The organism is Enemella evansiae, from assembly GCF_004362375.1.
Lineage (GTDB): Bacteria > Actinomycetota > Actinomycetes > Propionibacteriales > Propionibacteriaceae > Enemella > Enemella evansiae.
In genome coordinates this window covers 692,629-707,785 of record NZ_SNXA01000008.1, presented here as the reverse complement: position 1 = coordinate 707,785, position 15,157 = coordinate 692,629, and the positions used below count along the sequence as shown (strand labels likewise).

The window sequence follows — 15,157 nt, the reverse complement described above, 5'->3', positions numbered from 1 at the left end:
CGGGCCACTCGATGAACAGTGGCTTGGAGGCGCTCAGCCGACGTGGTTGGTGATCGGGATCTTCTCGAACATCGGGGGTTCGTCGTCGGGGAAGAGTGCGGTGGGGCCGTAGAGCCAGTCGGTCATCGAATAGTCGTAGGTGTCGCGGGCGCGCAGGATCTCGTTGCGCAGTTCACGTTCCTGGCCATCGAGGTGCCATAGCTGGCCCCATTCCCGGGAGGTGCTGACCACCCGTCGGCAGTGCTCGGCACGGACGGCCTGGTACGCCGCCAGGGTCGTCGGCCAGTCGACCGACCCGTCACTCCGCCGATTGCGCTGGACGTGCTCACCGAGCACCCAGCCATCCTCGATCGCCATGATCGCGCCCTGGGCGATGTACTGCAGCGGCGGATGTGCCGCATCCCCGAGCAGGGCGATGTCTCCGTGCACCCAGGTCATGATCGGGTCCCGGTCATACATCCGCCACCAGCGGTCCCGCCACATGTAGGGCAGCCCCTCCTGGATGAACTCACTGGTGTGGGAGAAGGCGGTGTCGAGTTCGTCCGGCGTACCCCATTCCTCCTCCCCCGCCAGCGCCTTGGGCGATTCGAAGACCGCCACCTGGTTGAGCAGTTCGCCGCCCCGCAGTCCGTAGTGCACGAAATGACAGCGTGGCCCGACGTGCACGACCACTTCGGACAGGTCGACCGCGGCCCCGCGCGGTTCACTGGTCGGGACCGTGCCGCGATAGGAGACGTAGGCCGAACTGACCGGTTGATCGTCCACCAGCAGCCGGCGGGCCACCGAGTGCAACCCGTCGGCGGCGATCACCGCCGGCGCCTGCTGCGCGGTGCCGTCGGCGAGCGTCACCGTCGCCCGCTCCCCCGCCGAGTCGTAACCGACCACCCGCGCGGAGGTGACCAGCTCGACCCCGCTGCGTTCGCAGGCGCGCAGCAGCATCGCGTGCAGGTCGCTGCGATGGATGACCAGATAGGGAAAGCCGTAACGGCGTTCCAGGTCGCGGAGGTCGAGCCGGGTCAGCTCGTCACCGTCCAGCGCATCCCGCATCACCATCGCATCCGGCACCACCCCGAGCGATCGGGCCTCGTCCAGAAGTCCATAGTCATTGAGGATCCGGGTGCAGTTCGGGGCGAGCTGGATACCCGCGCCGACCTCACCGAAGCTCGCACCGCGTTCCAGCACTCGAACCCGCAGGCCCGCGCGGCTCAGGGCGTACGCCGCGCCCAGCCCGCCGATGCCACCGCCGACGACGATCACGTCGGGTGTCTGGTCAACTCCATCGTCCATACCGTTAGACTGAACCCAATCCGCAGAGCGGAACGTGAGATTCTGTTGTGCAGAACATGAGGTCACCATGGACAGAGCGGAGAAGCGTCCTCCGGCGTACGCCGTCGCGAGCGTCGACCATGCCCTGCGAATCGCCACCATGCTGCAGCTGGAGGGGCCGCTGACCGTCGCGGAACTGGCCGAACGCGTCGGTGTCGCGCGATCGACCGCGCACCGGCTGCTGCAGACCCTGGTCTACCGCGACTACGCCGTGCAGCAGGAGGATCGCAGCTATCGCGTCGGCCCGGTGCTCGAGCTCGCGGCGCATTCCCAGTCGGCGGTGTCGAGGCTGCGGGCCGCCGCACTCCCCCGGTTGCGCTGGCTGGTCGATGTGCTCGGCGAATCGGCCAACCTGATCGTGCGCACCGGCACCACCGTCCGCTTCGTGGCTGGGGTCGAGACCGACCAGTCGCTGCGGGTCAGCACCCGCGAGGGCATGGTCTTCCCGGCCCACCGCACCTCCGGCGGGTTGCTGCTGCTCGCCGAACTCTCCGGCACCGAGCTCGACCGGCTCTATGCGCAGGAGCAGTCCGGCGAGCAGGCAGCCGAGTCACCCGATCTGCGGAAGCTCCGGCGGGAGCTGCCGACCCTGCGTCGCAACGGTTTCGCGGTGAACGACGGACGCTCCGAACGTGGCGTGGTCGCTGTCGGCGTACGCCTGCCGATCGAGGATCAGGCGTACGCCGCAGCGCTGTCTGTCTCGATGCCCAGGATCCGCTACGACAAGAAGGATCTGCCCCGTTTCGTCGCCGCCCTGCGGACGGCCGCCGACGCGGTGGTCGAGCACCTGGGTGACACCGATCAGGTCAGCGGATGACCAGTGCGTTCTGCGAGCGATCCTTGTCCACATAGGTGTTGGTGAACTTCTTCATCGCCGCACCGGTGGTGTCGAAGCGCTTGCCACCCCACGGATCCAGGGCCACGTAGTTGTCGCCACCCTTGTGTTCGACGACGACGATCCAGTGCCCGACGCCCCGGGTGGAGTTCATCCACTCCAGATTGCGGGTGTGACCGTTGAGCAGCACCGGGCGCCCCGAACGGACGGCGGCCAACGCCTGTTCGGTGTTGGTCTGGGTGGTCGATGCCCCCGAGGCGCTGAGCCCGCGGCGCATCCCCTCGACACTCACGCCGTTGCCGGTCCTGATCCCCATCCGCTGCTGCATGGTCACCACCATCGACCGCTTGGTCGCGTCGGAGGGATTCCGCTGGTACCCGGCCGGCTGCTTGCCGTCGGCGATCAGCGCCATCACCGCACTCGTCGGACCGCAGTTGTTCTTGCTGTTCGGTCCGGTCTCGAGCTGGTTCACCAGCACGATCTCGCGCTGACCGGCGGCCTGCGAGGCCTTCGGCGCAGGTGCGCGTACCGGTGCCGGAGCCGCCTGTGCGGCCCGGGCGTTCATCAGAGCGCGCCAGGTGGCCGCGTCCACCTTGCCGCTGGCGGGCAACCGATTGGCCTGCTGGAAGGCCTTCAGCTTCACCCGGGTGTCCGGACCGAAGGAACCGTCCACCGCGAGCTGAGCACCGCTGTCGCGCAGCGTCAGCTGGACGACCGAGACGGTGCCGCCCCGCTGCCCATAGCGCAGTTCGGGCAGCAGCTTCGCCCAGGTCTCGGGGCCGACCGAACCGTCGACAGCGATCTTCTGCCGCCGCTGGTACTCCTTCACCCCGGCCAGGGTCGCGGGACCGAAGGAGCCGTCGGGATCGGTCTTGATTCCGTTGTAGGAGAGCAATCGCTGCAGCAGCACCACCGGACGGCCGGTGGCACCGAACTGCAGCACGGGGTACGCGCGGGCCTGGCTGACGGAGGTCGAGGTGGCGTTCGCCTGGTCGAGGATGGCGACGCCGCCGATCCCGGTGGACAGGACGGCCGCCGCGGCCAGAGCGACCACGCGGCGGGAAACGGTGTGGCTGGTCATCAGAACTCCTTGGTCACGGGTGGTCGTGGGTCACACGATTCCCGTCCGGGGTCCAGCTCGCCAGCAATCCGGAGCGGAAGGATACTTACGCCGTCGACGGCCATGGGAGAGTGGGAGTCGTGAGTGGCGGGCCGACGGATGCGGTGCTGGCTTTCCGCCCGCAGATCGCGGGCGTGGCCGAGGTGCTGCATGCCCGCTGGCGGGCGCACTCCTATCCCGCGCACACCCACTCGACCTGGACGGTGCTGATCGTTGATGCCGGTGCGATCGGTTACGACGTCGACCGCCGGCACGCGCTGGCGCCGCCGCGTTCCGGGGTCACCGTGTTGCCACCGCACGTCCCGCATGATGGCCACGCGCTCACCGATCGGGGCTTCGCCAAACGAGTGCTCTATCTGGAGGAGGACCAACTCGACCCGGCCCGGATCGGCCGGCTGGTCGATGCCCCGCTGATCGAGGATCCGGCCCTGCGGGATCAGGTGGGCCGGATCCACCGGGCCCTGGGTGGGCATGATGACCTGGAGGCGGCCGAGCGCCTGGCACTGGTCATCGAGCGGCTCGGCTGGCACCTCGCCGGCCGCCCGGAGCACGGCCACGCCACCGCGACTCCGGCCCCGCGGCTGGCCGCTCTGGTCCGGGAACGTCTCGACGCGGATCCGCTGTCGAACGCAGGCCTGGCGGAGCCGGCCGGCGCACTCGGGGTGAGCGTTCCGCATCTCATCCGCACGTTCACCGCGGCGTACGGGATCTCGCCACACCGGTATCTCATCGGGCGGCGCCTGGATCTGGCCCGCGCACTGCTGCTCGACCAGGTTCCGGCCGCCGAGGTCGCCACCCGGGCGGGATTCTTCGACCAGTCCCATCTCACTCGGCACTTCAGCCGCTTCCTGGGCACCACGCCCCGCCGCTATCAGCGATCCGCCGGCCGGTGATCAATTCCGTCCAAGAACGCGCCTGCCTCGCCGCGCCACGCTGGGGACATGACTGACGCCGTCGCCGACCAGGCACTCACTCCCCCGTTCGACACCAAGATCGCCGTCGTTCTCAGCGAAGGCCTGCAGGCCTGGCAGGAGCTCAATGTCACCGCCTTCCTCGCCGCCGGGATCGCCGCCGCCAATCCGCAGCTGATCGGGCAGGCGTACGCCGACGCGGACGAGGCGAACTATCTGCCATTGCTCGGCATGCCGGTCCTGGTCTTCCAGGCCGGCACCGACACCCTGCAGGCAGCGCGCCAGCGTGCCCTGCACCGCGAGGTGCCGCTGGCCGTCTACACCCGCGAGATGTTCGCCACCGGTTTCGATTCCGCCAACCGAGCCGTCGTCGCCGAGGTTGCCGGTGACGACCTCGACCTGGTCGGGATCGCACTGCACGGGCCGAAGAACGCGGTCGACAAGATCGTCAAGGGCAGCCGGTTGCATCCGTGAGGGCTTCGACCCGCTCGTCGCTCGGTCAACCGCGCTGGATCTTCGCCAGCGGTCGGCCCTTGGCGAGCTCGTCGACGAGCTTGTCCAGTTGGCGGATCTGCTGCATCAATGGGTCCTCGATCTCCTGGACCTGGTAGCCACAGATCGAACCGGTGATCAACGAGCGGTTCGGATTGAGCCGCGGTGCCTCGGCGAAGAAGGTCTCCAGGTCGATCTCGCGGGAGATGGCGTCGCGCAGGCCCGGCTGGTCATATCCGGTCAACCATGCGATCACCTGGTCGAGCTCTGCAGCGCTGCGGCCCTTGCGCTCCACCTTCTGCTGATAGAGCGGATAGATGCTCGCGAAACTGGTGCCGAAGATCCGGTGCCGGGCCATGCTGCTGCTCCTTGCCGAAGGGTTTGCCACCCCCATCATGCCTGTTCCACGACGGCGGTACGCCCCAGCCAGGCACCGATCCGCTCGGGTTCGCGCACCTCAAGGTCCCGCCGGCCGGCCCTGCGGCGTACCCAATCCCTGTCCAGGAAGGAATCCAGCAGGGCACGGCCGAGACCGCCACCGAGATGGTGCCGCTGCTCGGTCCAGTCGACGCAGATCCGGAGCACCGGACGGCGCTCGGCACGCAACCGAACCGGATCGATGCCCAGTTCAGCGAGGCACGCACCGGCGTCCGGCCCCAACTCATAGGGAGTGTTGGCGCTCTGTGCGCTGACCCGATCGCCCGCACCGGGTGACCCGTCGACGTTGCCGTCGGTACGCCGCAGCACCTCGCCCTCCACGAGCCCGGCGAGCAGATCGGTGCCGAGGGCGCCGGCGATGTGGTCGTAACAGGTTCTGGCCACCCGGAGCCGTTGCAACCGGTTGTGACCCGTCAGGCCGGTGGGGGCGCTGCGCGGGGCGAGGGTGAGCAGGGCCTCCAGGACGATCACCACCCGGTCGTCGACGATCCGGTACCAGCGGCTGCGGCCGTGCTCGGTCACCGCGATCAACCCGGCGTCCCGCAACCGGGCCAGGTGACCGCTGATCGTGGACGGTGACACCCCGGCCGCTTCCGCCAATCGCCCCGCGGGCAGCGATCGACCATCGATCAACGCCTGCAGGATCCGCGCCCGCGAGCGATCGGCGAAGTGCGCCGCGACCCCTGAGACATCCGGTTCGGTATCCATGGCATCCAGTCTGCGCCAGGAACACTTCGGTGTCGGGCGAAACATCCCGGCGGCAGGCTCGAGGCATGTCCTTCCTCCCCCGCACCACCCCGGCCCCGACCCGCAACCGGTACCTGCTCACGGTGCTGTGCATCCCGATGTTCCTGGTGCTCCTCGATGTCCTCGCGATGAACGTCGCGATGCCGACTCTGGGCACCCGATTCGGCGTACCGACGACCGCCTGGCCACAGCTCGTCGACGCCTACACGGTGCCGCTTGCCGTCGGACTCCTGCCCGCCGGAGCGCTGGTCGACCGTGTCGGCCCGCGGCGCACCCTGCTGGTCGGCCTGGCGGGGTTCCTGGCGGCCTCGGCTCTCGGGGGTCTCGGCTGGGACTGGGCCTCGGTGCTGATCGCCCGGGCGGTGCAGGGTGCTGCGGCGGCGCTGATGCTGCCGGCCGGGTTGGCGGCGCTGACCGCTGCCTGGCCGGACCCCGCGGCACGTGCCCGCGCGCTCGGCATCTGGTCGGCCGTCAGTGCGGTGGCAACCGCGCTCGGACCGGCTGTCGGCGGTCTGTTGGTCCAGGCGCTCTCCTGGCGGGCGGTGTTCTGGATCAACGTGCCGCTGGTGCTCACCGCACTGGTCGGTACGGCGGCGCTCGTCCGGGATCACCACCCGGAGCCCGGTTCGGGTGCGCGACCATCGCGACTGCGCTGCCTGATCGCTTCGGTCGTCACGGCGGCCATCATGACCAGCGGGGCGAACGGCAGCCTGCAGGTGCTCACCGTCCACCTGCAGCGCGATCTTCGGCTCAACGCCGGAACCGCCGGCCTGGTGCTGCTGATCGCGACCATCCCCTTCGCCCTGCTCGGGCCGGTATCGGGGGTGCTCGTCACCCGGATCGGGCGTCGGGTGACCGCGGCCCTGGGATTCGGGCTCGGTGCGATCGGCTACGTCTGTCTGGGTCGGATCGGGTCAGGTGTGATCTCGACCCTCCCGGCCCTGCTGGGTATCGGCTTCGGTCTCGGGTTGATGACCTCGGCGATCGTGGGTGAGTCCATGGCGGCGTGGCCGACCCGGCCGGGGCTGGCGGCCGGGTGGAACAACGCACTGCGGCAGGCCGGGACCAGCGTCGGGGTGGCCCTCGGCGGCGTACTCTCCGCGTCCTGGAGTGGATCGGCACTGCTGCAGCGCAGCGGACTGCTTGCCGGCGGCTGGTGGAGTCTCGGCGCGATTCTCGTGCTGGTTGGATTCCAGCGGGAAGGTCAGTGAACCGCTCCGAGCTCGACGGCGAGCACGCCGACGATGATCAGGCCGATGCCGAGCCCCATCACCGGGGTCAGGGGTTCTCCGAAGAGGGGCTTGGCGAGCAGCGCGGTCAGCGCGACCCCTGTTGCGGCCCAGATCCCGTAGGCGACCCCGAGCGGGATTCCGCCGTGCAGGGCCAGCGACAAGAAGGTGAAGGCCATCAGATAGCCCGCCGCCACGGCAACGTACCAACGATGGCGCCCGCCGGAGGCGACGCGCAGCGACAAGGTGCCGGTGACCTCGCTGAGGATCGCTCCGATGAGGAGCACCCAGCTCATCTCGCCTCCTTCACGGCGCGGGCGGCGCCGACCTCGACCACCAGGACACCGCTGATCACCAGGGCGATTCCGAAGCCCATCAACGGGGTGAGCGCCTCGTCGAACAGCAGCGCCGAAGCGATGGCGGTGGAAGCCACCCCGAGCGCACCCCAGATGCCGTAGGCCACCCCGATGGCCATGCCGGCCACCAGCGCCCGGGAGAGGAAGAAGAAGGACAGCAGATAGCCCACGACCACGGCGCCATACCAACCGGGATGGCCGAGTGCGGCCTTGAGGGAGAGGGTGGCGGTGACCTCGCTGGTCACCGCGGCGAGCAACCAGTACCAGGCCTTCATCGCTCAACTCCCAGCAGCTCACGCGCGACCCGGCGTACGCCCCGCAGTTGCGCGGCGGTGAGGGGCAGGGTGCCGCTGGCGCCGGCGAACCAGACGCCGTCGGCCAGCAATCGGGCCGACAGCAACCGGTGTCGCTCGGCGGCCGGCAGCCGGTCCGGGACGGCCAGCCAGGGTTCGAGCCGTTCGACCCAGCGCTCGGTCATCTCCTCACGCAACCGGGGATCGGTGAACATCACCAGATCGCAGGTGCCGAACTCGGTGCCGCAGGCCCAGTCCACGTAGGCGGCGAGCCGGTCGGTGATCGAATCGGGATCATCGACCCGCCGCCGCAGGTCTGCCAGCTGCTGGTCGAGGATCCGATCCAGCACCGCGGTCAGCAGTTCGGCCTTGGTGCCGAAGTGGTACATCAGGCCGGCCTTGGTCACCCCGGCGGCTCGTGCGGCCGTCTCCAGGGAGATCGCGCCGTGCTCCCCCAGGTATGCCGCAGCGGCATCCAGCATGGCATCCCTGCTGGACGGGCGGTGTGCGGGGCGGGTCTCGGTCATGACCCTTACTATACCTACCAGTCGGGTAAGTAACAACGTCCCCTGCGGGTCAGTGGCCCGTGCCGGGATCGAGGGTCACCGCGTTCTTCGCCCCGGTGTCGACCTGAAGTCGGAACACATCCGGGCGGGCATAGTGACCGGCCGGGTCGAAGTCGAGATGTCCATCGGTCTTGGCGCCCGGATCGATGTCAGCACAGAGAATCGTCTCCTCGTCGAAGACCGGGCCCGCCAACACCTCACCACTGGGGGCGATGATGGCGGAACCACCACGCATCGCCCAGGTGTCGCGGTCGCGCTGCTCGCGCTCATAGTCGTCGGGGAACTCGTCCCAACGGATCGCCTGGCAGGCGGTGAGCACGTGCACCCGCCCCTCGAGTGCGATGTGGATCATGCTCGAGATCCAGGTCGGGCGGTCGTCAGCGGTCGGTGCGCAGTAGATCTCGGTGCCCTGGGCGTACATCGCCTGACGCAGCATCGGCATGTAGTTCTCCCAGCAGATGACACTGCCGAGCCGGCCGACCGGGGTGTCCACGATTCCGATGGTCGACCCGTCCCCGAAGCCCCAGACCAACCGTTCGCTCCCGGTCGGCATCAGCTTGCGGTGGTGTCCTGCGATCGACCCGTCCGCAGCGAAGGTGACCGCCGTGCAGTAGAGGGTGTTGCCGAGCCGCTCGATCACCCCGGTGACGACCGTGATCCCGGCCTCCCGGACCGCCTCACCGAGCTCGGCCATCAAGGGATCATCCAGCGTGACCGCGGCCTCCACATAGCGGCGGTACGCCTTCCGGCCCTGCGGCGTACGACTGCCGACGACCGCGCCGAAGTCCGCGCCCTTGGGATATCCGCCGATGAAGGCCTCCGGGAAGACCGCCAGCTCGGCTCCCTGATCGGCGCACTCGCGGATCAACCGGATCGCCTTTGCGACGGTGGCCGGGGTGTCGAAGGGAACGCTGCTTGCCTGGACGACGGCGACCTTGCTCATTGACCTGACTCCTCTGCTCGGTTGATCCCAGCATCGGTCAGTGAGCAAGGTCGGCGAAAGTGGGGCCCAGCAATCGGTAGAGCTCGAGTTGCCGGTGCAGGCGTGCGTGCGGGATCGGGTTGCGCGGGAGGGTGCGGCACCCGGCATCGGTCTCGAACATGGCGGGCAGTTCCAGCGCACCACCGGTCGCGGTGGCGGCCCAGCTGGCCGCCGAACGTACCCCGGCGAGCGCGGGATCTGCTGTGCTGGTGAGGATCTCGGCGCCGAAGGCATCCGCGAGCAACTGGCGCCACACCGGTGAGCGGGCCGCGCCGCCGATCACCGGCAGGGTGTCTGGCACCGAACCGATCCGCTCGGCGGCGAGCCGCAGATCGATCGCCACCCCGAGCAGGACGGCCAGATAGAGATCCTCGGCGGTGGTGTCGGGGGTCATCCCGATCAGCGTGCCGCGCACCGCGCTGTCCCGGATCGGCGTGCGCGCCCCCTGCAGGCTCGGCAGACACAACGGCAGGGCGGCGGGATCGATCTGCGCCAACCGCTCCCCCGCCACCCGATCGGCGGCCTCGAAGGAAGGATCCCCCAGGTGCACCCGGCGCGCCCAGTCCGCCGCACCCCCGGCCGACAGCACCGCGCCGATCAGCAACCGATCGGTCCAGCCCGGCAGCACCAGACTGTGCACCGGGCCCGGCATCCACGCGGGATCCTCCGGGCGGACCTCGGCGATCCAACCGGAGGTGCCGAGATAGAGGTACGCCGACCCGGGCGCGAGGCCGACGATCCCGTGGGTCGCGGCGCCGGCGTCCCCGAGTGCGTGCACCAGGGGGATGCCGGCCCGCAACCCGAGCTCGCGGGCCGCCGTGTCGCTCAGCGAGCCGCTGACGGCGGGGCCATCGATCAACCGCGGCAGGGCCGCCGACGCGAGCCCCACCGCAGCGAGCAGGGGCTCGGACCAGCCGCGGGCCTGCACGTCGAGCAGGCCGGTCGTGGACGCGGTGGTCAGGTCGACCACGGGGTCGCCGCCCGCCCGGTGCAGCACTGCGGCCGGCGCACCGAGGAGGACCTGTCCGGTGTGCTCCAGCGCCTCGGGTTCATGGTGGCGGAGCCAGCACAGTTTCCCCGGGATGCTGGTGGCATCCTGCTCATTCCCTGTCCAGGAAGGCCAGTCCGGCAATCGTCGATCGAGCTCGGCCGCCTCGGTACCGGCCCGGACGTCGTTGTAGAGGATCGCCGGCCGCACGGCCTCCCCGTGCGCATCGAGACAGATCAGATCCTGCATCTGCCCGGTCAGTCCGACGGCCTCGACCCGTTCGTCGGCGCCGCTGGCACGGATCGCCGCCGTCACCGCCGACCACCAGGCCTCGGGCCGCTGCTCCGACCAGCCGGGTCCCCGGCGCAGCGTCGGGTAGGCCGCCTCCCCGGTACCGAGGATGCTGCCATCGGTGCCGAAGACCGCCACCTTCACCGCGGTCGTGCCCAGGTCGATTCCGAGGATCGTCACGGGCTGAGCGTACAAAGACATTCACCCCTCGACACGCCAGCCCGGAGCCGCTGGCGCGGCTCCGGGCTGGCTACTCGGGGTGCGTGGGCTCGGTCAGCGCTGCACGCCGGCCAACAGGTTCTCGAACGGGGTGACCTCGTCGAAGTCGTCCACCGGTGCCCGGCGTACCGACCGCGAGGAGTCCCCGCTCAACCCGGCCAGGGTGACCAGCTCCCCCGCCGCCCGCTCGATGCGGGCGGACAGGGTGCTCGCGTACTCGCCACCGAAGTCGCCGGTGGCGGCGTACACACCGGTCGGGATCGTCACCGCGCCCAGGTAGGCGAAGATCGGGCGCAGCACCTGATCGATCACCAGCGAGTGCCGTTCCGAGCCACCGGTGGCGGCCAGCAGCACCGGGGTGCCGCGCAGCGAGTCCGGCTCGACCAGGTCGATGAAGGACTTGAACAGTCCCGCCACCGAGGCCTGGAAGGTCGGGCTGACCATCACCAGCGCGTCGGCCTCGCGGACCGACTCCAGGTCGGCCTCGAGCTGCCCGGTCGGGAAGCCGGTGAGCAGGGCGTCGGCGATGGCGTGGGCGTGGTCCCGCACCTCGACGTGGCGCACCTCGACCCGCTCCCCGCTCAGCCGAGTGACGGCCGTGGCGATCTCATCGGCGAGCAGCCGGCTCGACGAGGGCGAGCGCAGTCCGGCGCTCACGATGGTGATCAGCTTCGGGGTGTTCAGCGTGGTCATGCGTGGCTCCTGTTCCCTTCCTCGGCCCGGGTACCGGTCCAGTGATCGGTCGCGGGGGTGTTGTTGGTCATCTCCTCCAGTCCGGCGGCCCGGGCGGCGATCACCAGATCGTCGTGGTTCGGGGCATCCGGCACGGTCGCGGGGCGGTCCTTGGCGAACTCGGCACGCAGCGTGGGCAGGATCTCGCCCAGCAGGTCGAGCTGCTCGAGCACCGTCTTCAGCGGCAGGCCCGCATGGTCCAGCAGGAAGAGCTGGCGCTGGTAGTCGCCCACGTAGTCGCGGAACGACAGGGTGCGCTCGATCACCTGCTGGGGGCTGCCGACGGTCAGCGGCGTCTCCCGCATGAAGTCCTCCAGGCTCGGCCCGCCGCCGTAGACGGGGGCGTTGTCGAAGTAGGGACGGAAGGCGTTGATCGCGTCCTGGCTCTTCTCCGCCATGAAGATCTGGCCACCCAGACCGACGATCGCCTGCTCCTCGGTGCCGTGCCCGTAGTGGGCGTAGCGCCGACGGTAGAGCGAGACCATCCGCTTGGTGTGCGAGGCCGGCCAGAAGATGTGGTTGTGGAAGAAGCCGTCACCGTAGTAGGCGGCCTGTTCCGCGATCTCCGGGCTGCGGATCGAACCGTGCCAGACGAACGGCGGGACGCCGTCCAGCGGGCGCGGCACGGAGGTGAAGCTGTTCAGCGGGGTGCGGTGCTTGCCCTCCCAGTTGATGCCCTCCTCACGCCAGAGCCGGTGCAGCAGCGCGTAGTTCTCCACCGCCAGCTCGATGCCGTCGCGGATGTCGCGCCCGAACCAGGGGTAGACCGGCCCGGTGTTCCCGCGGCCCAGCATCAGGTCGACGCGGCCGTCGGCGAGGTGCTGCAGGTAGGAGTAGTCCTCGGCCAGGCGTACCGGGTCGTTGGTGGTGATCAGCGTGGTCGCGGTCGACAGGATCAGCCGCTTGGTCTGCGCGGCGATGGCTGCCAGCAGCACCGGCGGGTTGCCCGGTGCGGCGAACGGCGGGTTGTGGTGCTCACCGGTGGCGAAGACGTCCAGTCCGATCTCCTCGGCCTTGCGGGCGATCTCCACGGTGTTCTTGATGCGCTCGTGCTCACTCGGCGTGCGACCGGTCGTGGGATCGGTGGTCACGTCGCCCACCGTGAAGACACCGAACTGCATCTGCGGCTGGGTACGGGTCTCGTTGGTCATGGTTGGCGATCTCCCTTCGCTGATTAGTTGACCGTTCAACAACAGTTCCGCGATGAGTATTCCATGCCGTCACGGCCCTATGATCACCGGATGCCCGAGACCCCTCCCCGTGCCCGCGTGATCGTGATCGCCGGCCCCTCCGGCTCCGGGAAATCCCGCCTGGCCGAGCGGCTGGGCCTGCCGGTGCTGCGGTTGGACGACTACTACCGCGAGGGTGCCGATCCGGGTCTGCCGCGGATCGCGGTCGGCGCCAATGCCGGCCTGGTCGATTGGGACGACCCGGGTTCCTGGGACGGTGCGGCCGCACTCGCCGGGCTGGTCGAGCTGTGCCACACCGGGGAGTTGGAGGCTCCGGCCTACGACCTGTCGTCGAGTTCGCGGGTGGGTTCCCATCCGGTACGCCTCGGTGGGCACCGCTTCCTGCTGGCCGAGGGCATCTTCGCCGCCGAGATCGTCGAACCCTGTCGGCGCGCCGGCGTCCTGGTCGAGGCGTACTGCCTCACCCAGCATCCACTGGTCACCTTCACCCGACGACTGCTGCGCGACCTGCGCGAGGCGCGCAAGCCACCGCTGGTGCTGCTGCGCCGCGGCCTGGCGCTCATGCGCGAACAGCGAGCCATCGTCGCGCACGCGGTAGCGGCCGGGTGCCGCCCGGTCTCGGGCGATCGGGCGTACGCCGAGATCCGCGCGCTGCTGACCCGGGCGTGACTCCTCGGCCGTCTTTATATAGCTTTTCTATGTAATCTGTGCCATGATGGGCGCGTGAGTTCCCCCACCGATCTCGGTTACCGTCTGCTGCGCCTGGTCGGCCGGCTCAATCGGTACGCCAGCCATCACACCGATTTCGTCGTGCCACCGGCCCAGATGCGGCTGCTCGCGCTGGTCCAGGACATGGAGCCGGCGCGGGTCGGCGTACTGGCCGCCGCCGACCACAGTTCGCAGCCGACGATGACCAGCCAGCTCAACCGGACCGAGCGGGCCGGCTGGACCCAGCGGTCCCCCGACCCCGCGGACGCCCGCGCCCAGGTGGTACGCCTGACCGACGCCGGCCGACGCGAACTGGACGACATCCGGGCCCGGCGCGCCGAGGCCCTGGCACCGGCGCTCGCCGAGTGGCCCGAGGAGCGGCGGCGCCGACTCGCCGATGCGGTGGCGCTGCTGGAGGAACTGATGGGTGAGCTCTCCAACGAGGAGCAACCCACGACCGACGAATCCAACGACAGAAGGGAATCCTGAGAACGATGTGGCGTCAACCCCGGACCGTGTGGACGGTGGCCTTTGCCTGTGTGATCGCATTCATGGGCATCGGGCTGGTGGATCCGATCCTCAAGCCGATCGCCGATGAGCTCGGCGCGAGCGCCAGCCAGGTGTCGCTGCTGTTCACCAGCTACATGGTGGTGATGGGGGTGGCGATGCTGATCACCGGATGGGTCTCCAGCCGGTTCGGCGCCAAGCGCACCCTGATGACGGGCCTGGTGATCATCATCGTGGGCGCCGGGCTCGCCGGCAGCATGGATTCGGTGACGGCGATCGTCGGCTTCCGCGGCCTGTGGGGCCTCGGTAACGCGCTGTTCATCGCAACCGCGTTGGCCACCATCACCCAGGCCGCCAAGGGTTCGGTCGGCCAGGCGATCATCCTCTATGAGGCCGCACTCGGGGTCGGGATCGCCGCCGGGCCGCTGCTCGGCGGATTGCTCGGTTCCTTCTCCTGGCGCTTCCCGTTCTTCGGGGTGTCCGCCCTGATGGCGATCGCCCTGATCGGGGTCGCCGCCTTCCTGCCCGCGACCCCGGTGACCGGCAAGCCGTCCTCGATCGGCGCCCCGCTGCGGGCGCTGAAGCATCCGGCGCTGCTGACCGTCGCGCTCACCGCGCTGCTCTACAACTTCGGCTTCTTCACCCTGCTGGCCTTCACCCCGTTCCCGCTCGATCTGCCCGCCCTGCAGGTGGGGTTGATCTTCTTCGGCTGGGGCATCCTGCTCGCCTTCACCTCGGTAGTCGTCGCACCGTGGCTGCAGCGCCGGATCGGTACCACCGCAGGGATTCTGCTGGCGCTCACCGGGTTCGCGGTGATCCTGCTGCTGATGGGCATCTTCACCTCGCACAAGTGGGTGCTGGCGACCGGAGTGGTCGTGGCCGGTGGCTTCCTCGGCATCAACAACACCCTGATCACCGAGACCGTGATGAAGGCCGCGCCGGTGGAGCGACCGGTGGCCTCTGCGGCGTACAGCTTCGTGCGGTTCTCCGGTGGTGCGATCGCGCCGTTCCTGGCCGGCACCCTGGGTGAGAAGGTCAGCGTGCAGCTGCCCTTCCTGGTCGGCGCCGCCGCGGTGGTGGCCGGGCTGCTGCTGCTCGCCTCCCAGCGCCGCCTGCTGGCCAGCATCGATGCCGAACCCGAGCACGGCGCCCCCGCCGAACATGGCGAGATCGAGGCGGAGGCGGTCACCACCGGCGACGCCTGAGCCAACAGGACGTCGGTTGAGC

At 69.5% G+C, this 15,157-nt stretch carries 18 protein-coding genes; 7 read left to right on the top strand and 11 right to left on the bottom strand.

From position 1 onward, the window contains the following. Positions 1 to 33: 33 nt before the first annotated feature. The gene (locus tag C8D81_RS03970) at positions 34 to 1,287 is read right to left on the bottom strand and encodes an FAD-dependent oxidoreductase (protein WP_208109096.1); all 1,254 of its coding nucleotides are present in this window, start codon (positions 1,285 to 1,287) and stop codon (positions 34 to 36) included. A 67-nt stretch (positions 1,288 to 1,354) separates the two neighbouring features. Here C8D81_RS03970 and C8D81_RS03965 point away from each other — a divergent pair, with 67 nt between their 5' ends. Continuing rightward, positions 1,355 to 2,143: an IclR family transcriptional regulator gene (locus C8D81_RS03965; RefSeq protein WP_094358461.1), complete on the top strand. Its 789-nt coding sequence runs from the start codon at positions 1,355 to 1,357 to the stop codon at positions 2,141 to 2,143. Here the strand turns inward: C8D81_RS03965 and C8D81_RS03960 are convergent. After that, positions 2,133 to 3,242: a peptidoglycan-binding protein gene (locus tag C8D81_RS03960; RefSeq protein WP_133625586.1), complete on the bottom strand. Its 1,110-nt coding sequence runs from the start codon at positions 3,240 to 3,242 to the stop codon at positions 2,133 to 2,135. The genes C8D81_RS03965 and C8D81_RS03960 overlap by 11 nt on opposite strands. Before the next feature lie 119 nt (positions 3,243 to 3,361). On the opposite strand from C8D81_RS03960, the gene C8D81_RS03955 reads away from it, so the two are divergent. Beyond that, on the top strand, positions 3,362 to 4,174 hold the full coding sequence (locus C8D81_RS03955; protein ID WP_133625585.1) for an AraC family transcriptional regulator: 813 nt from the start codon (positions 3,362 to 3,364) through the stop codon (positions 4,172 to 4,174). 48 nt (positions 4,175 to 4,222) lie between these two features. Then, positions 4,223 to 4,666 (top strand): DUF2000 family protein, encoded by a 444-nt coding sequence (locus C8D81_RS03950; protein WP_133625584.1) that lies wholly within the window; start codon positions 4,223 to 4,225, stop codon positions 4,664 to 4,666. A 25-nt stretch (positions 4,667 to 4,691) separates the two neighbouring features. Here C8D81_RS03950 and C8D81_RS03945 read toward each other — a convergent pair whose 3' ends face one another. Together C8D81_RS03945 and C8D81_RS03940 are read right to left on the bottom strand one after the other, a co-directional pair. Continuing rightward, positions 4,692 to 5,042 (bottom strand): DUF2200 domain-containing protein, encoded by a 351-nt coding sequence (locus C8D81_RS03945; RefSeq protein ID WP_094358455.1) that lies wholly within the window; start codon positions 5,040 to 5,042, stop codon positions 4,692 to 4,694. Positions 5,043 to 5,077: 35 nt separating this feature from the next. Continuing rightward, positions 5,078 to 5,830, bottom strand: coding sequence for an ArsR/SmtB family transcription factor (locus C8D81_RS03940; protein ID WP_166646664.1), 753 nt, complete (start codon positions 5,828 to 5,830; stop codon positions 5,078 to 5,080). A gap of 65 nt (positions 5,831 to 5,895) precedes the next feature. Here C8D81_RS03940 and C8D81_RS03935 point away from each other — a divergent pair, with 65 nt between their 5' ends. Next, a complete protein-coding gene (locus C8D81_RS03935; RefSeq protein ID WP_133625583.1) occupies positions 5,896 to 7,080 on the top strand; it encodes an MFS transporter in 1,185 nt (394 codons plus the stop codon). On the opposite strand, the gene C8D81_RS03930 is transcribed toward C8D81_RS03935, so the two are convergent. The 7 genes from C8D81_RS03930 to C8D81_RS03900 all read right to left on the bottom strand — a co-directional run bounded on the left by C8D81_RS03930 (position 7,074) and on the right by C8D81_RS03900 (position 12,646). Further along, the gene (locus tag C8D81_RS03930) at positions 7,074 to 7,394 is read right to left on the bottom strand and encodes a DMT family transporter (protein WP_094358449.1); all 321 of its coding nucleotides are present in this window, start codon (positions 7,392 to 7,394) and stop codon (positions 7,074 to 7,076) included. The genes C8D81_RS03935 and C8D81_RS03930 overlap by 7 nt on opposite strands. After that, positions 7,391 to 7,729, bottom strand: a complete 339-nt coding sequence (locus C8D81_RS03925; RefSeq protein WP_094358447.1) for a DMT family transporter — start codon at positions 7,727 to 7,729, stop codon at positions 7,391 to 7,393. The genes C8D81_RS03930 and C8D81_RS03925 overlap by 4 nt, the downstream gene beginning before the upstream one ends. After that, the gene (locus tag C8D81_RS03920) at positions 7,726 to 8,274 is read right to left on the bottom strand and encodes a TetR/AcrR family transcriptional regulator (protein ID WP_208109095.1); all 549 of its coding nucleotides are present in this window, start codon (positions 8,272 to 8,274) and stop codon (positions 7,726 to 7,728) included. Before C8D81_RS03920 ends, C8D81_RS03925 begins: the two co-directional genes overlap by 4 nt. A gap of 49 nt (positions 8,275 to 8,323) precedes the next feature. Then, the gene (locus tag C8D81_RS03915) at positions 8,324 to 9,256 is read right to left on the bottom strand and encodes a carbon-nitrogen hydrolase family protein (RefSeq protein WP_133625582.1); all 933 of its coding nucleotides are present in this window, start codon (positions 9,254 to 9,256) and stop codon (positions 8,324 to 8,326) included. Between the two features lie 37 nt (positions 9,257 to 9,293). Then, positions 9,294 to 10,754, bottom strand: a complete 1,461-nt coding sequence (locus tag C8D81_RS03910; RefSeq protein ID WP_166646663.1) for a xylulokinase — start codon at positions 10,752 to 10,754, stop codon at positions 9,294 to 9,296. A 93-nt stretch (positions 10,755 to 10,847) separates the two neighbouring features. Beyond that, a complete protein-coding gene (locus C8D81_RS03905; protein ID WP_094401357.1) occupies positions 10,848 to 11,486 on the bottom strand; it encodes an FMN reductase in 639 nt (212 codons plus the stop codon). After that, a complete protein-coding gene (locus tag C8D81_RS03900) occupies positions 11,483 to 12,646 on the bottom strand; it encodes an LLM class flavin-dependent oxidoreductase (protein WP_094358801.1) in 1,164 nt (387 codons plus the stop codon). The genes C8D81_RS03905 and C8D81_RS03900 overlap by 4 nt, the downstream gene beginning before the upstream one ends. A 120-nt stretch (positions 12,647 to 12,766) precedes the next feature. On the opposite strand from C8D81_RS03900, the gene C8D81_RS03895 reads away from it, so the two are divergent. Genes C8D81_RS03895 through C8D81_RS03885 form a run of 3 tightly spaced genes read left to right on the top strand, consistent with a single transcriptional unit; the run spans position 12,767 to position 15,135 of the window. Continuing rightward, complete coding sequence (locus tag C8D81_RS03895; RefSeq protein WP_094406288.1) at positions 12,767 to 13,384, top strand: uridine kinase family protein; 618 nt, start codon at positions 12,767 to 12,769, stop codon at positions 13,382 to 13,384. Between the two features lie 54 nt (positions 13,385 to 13,438). Further along, the gene (locus C8D81_RS21185) at positions 13,439 to 13,912 is read left to right on the top strand and encodes a MarR family winged helix-turn-helix transcriptional regulator (protein WP_208109094.1); all 474 of its coding nucleotides are present in this window, start codon (positions 13,439 to 13,441) and stop codon (positions 13,910 to 13,912) included. 5 nt (positions 13,913 to 13,917) lie between these two features. Next, positions 13,918 to 15,135, top strand: a complete 1,218-nt coding sequence (locus C8D81_RS03885) for an MFS transporter (RefSeq protein WP_094358435.1) — start codon at positions 13,918 to 13,920, stop codon at positions 15,133 to 15,135. Positions 15,136 to 15,157 lie beyond the last annotated feature (22 nt).

Excerpts from the sequence above, each read along its gene's own strand:
- C8D81_RS03970 (WP_208109096.1), bottom strand. The coding sequence starts at position 1,287 with ATGGACGATGGAGTTGACCAGACACCCGACGTGATCGTCGTCGGCGGT.
- C8D81_RS03965 (WP_094358461.1), top strand. The coding sequence starts at position 1,355 with ATGGACAGAGCGGAGAAGCGTCCTCCGGCGTACGCCGTCGCGAGCGTC.
- C8D81_RS03960 (WP_133625586.1), bottom strand. The coding sequence starts at position 3,242 with ATGACCAGCCACACCGTTTCCCGCCGCGTGGTCGCTCTGGCCGCGGCG.
- C8D81_RS03950 (WP_133625584.1), top strand. The coding sequence starts at position 4,223 with ATGACTGACGCCGTCGCCGACCAGGCACTCACTCCCCCGTTCGACACC.
- C8D81_RS03945 (WP_094358455.1), bottom strand. The coding sequence starts at position 5,042 with ATGGCCCGGCACCGGATCTTCGGCACCAGTTTCGCGAGCATCTATCCG.
- C8D81_RS03940 (WP_166646664.1), bottom strand. The coding sequence starts at position 5,830 with ATGGATACCGAACCGGATGTCTCAGGGGTCGCGGCGCACTTCGCCGAT.
- C8D81_RS03935 (WP_133625583.1), top strand. The coding sequence starts at position 5,896 with ATGTCCTTCCTCCCCCGCACCACCCCGGCCCCGACCCGCAACCGGTAC.
- C8D81_RS03930 (WP_094358449.1), bottom strand. The coding sequence starts at position 7,394 with ATGAGCTGGGTGCTCCTCATCGGAGCGATCCTCAGCGAGGTCACCGGC.
- C8D81_RS03925 (WP_094358447.1), bottom strand. The coding sequence starts at position 7,729 with ATGAAGGCCTGGTACTGGTTGCTCGCCGCGGTGACCAGCGAGGTCACC.
- C8D81_RS03920 (WP_208109095.1), bottom strand. The coding sequence starts at position 8,274 with ATGACCGAGACCCGCCCCGCACACCGCCCGTCCAGCAGGGATGCCATG.
- C8D81_RS03915 (WP_133625582.1), bottom strand. The coding sequence starts at position 9,256 with ATGAGCAAGGTCGCCGTCGTCCAGGCAAGCAGCGTTCCCTTCGACACC.
- C8D81_RS03905 (WP_094401357.1), bottom strand. The coding sequence starts at position 11,486 with ATGACCACGCTGAACACCCCGAAGCTGATCACCATCGTGAGCGCCGGA.
- C8D81_RS03900 (WP_094358801.1), bottom strand. The coding sequence starts at position 12,646 with ATGCAGTTCGGTGTCTTCACGGTGGGCGACGTGACCACCGATCCCACG.
- C8D81_RS03895 (WP_094406288.1), top strand. The coding sequence starts at position 12,767 with ATGCCCGAGACCCCTCCCCGTGCCCGCGTGATCGTGATCGCCGGCCCC.
- C8D81_RS03885 (WP_094358435.1), top strand. The coding sequence starts at position 13,918 with ATGTGGCGTCAACCCCGGACCGTGTGGACGGTGGCCTTTGCCTGTGTG.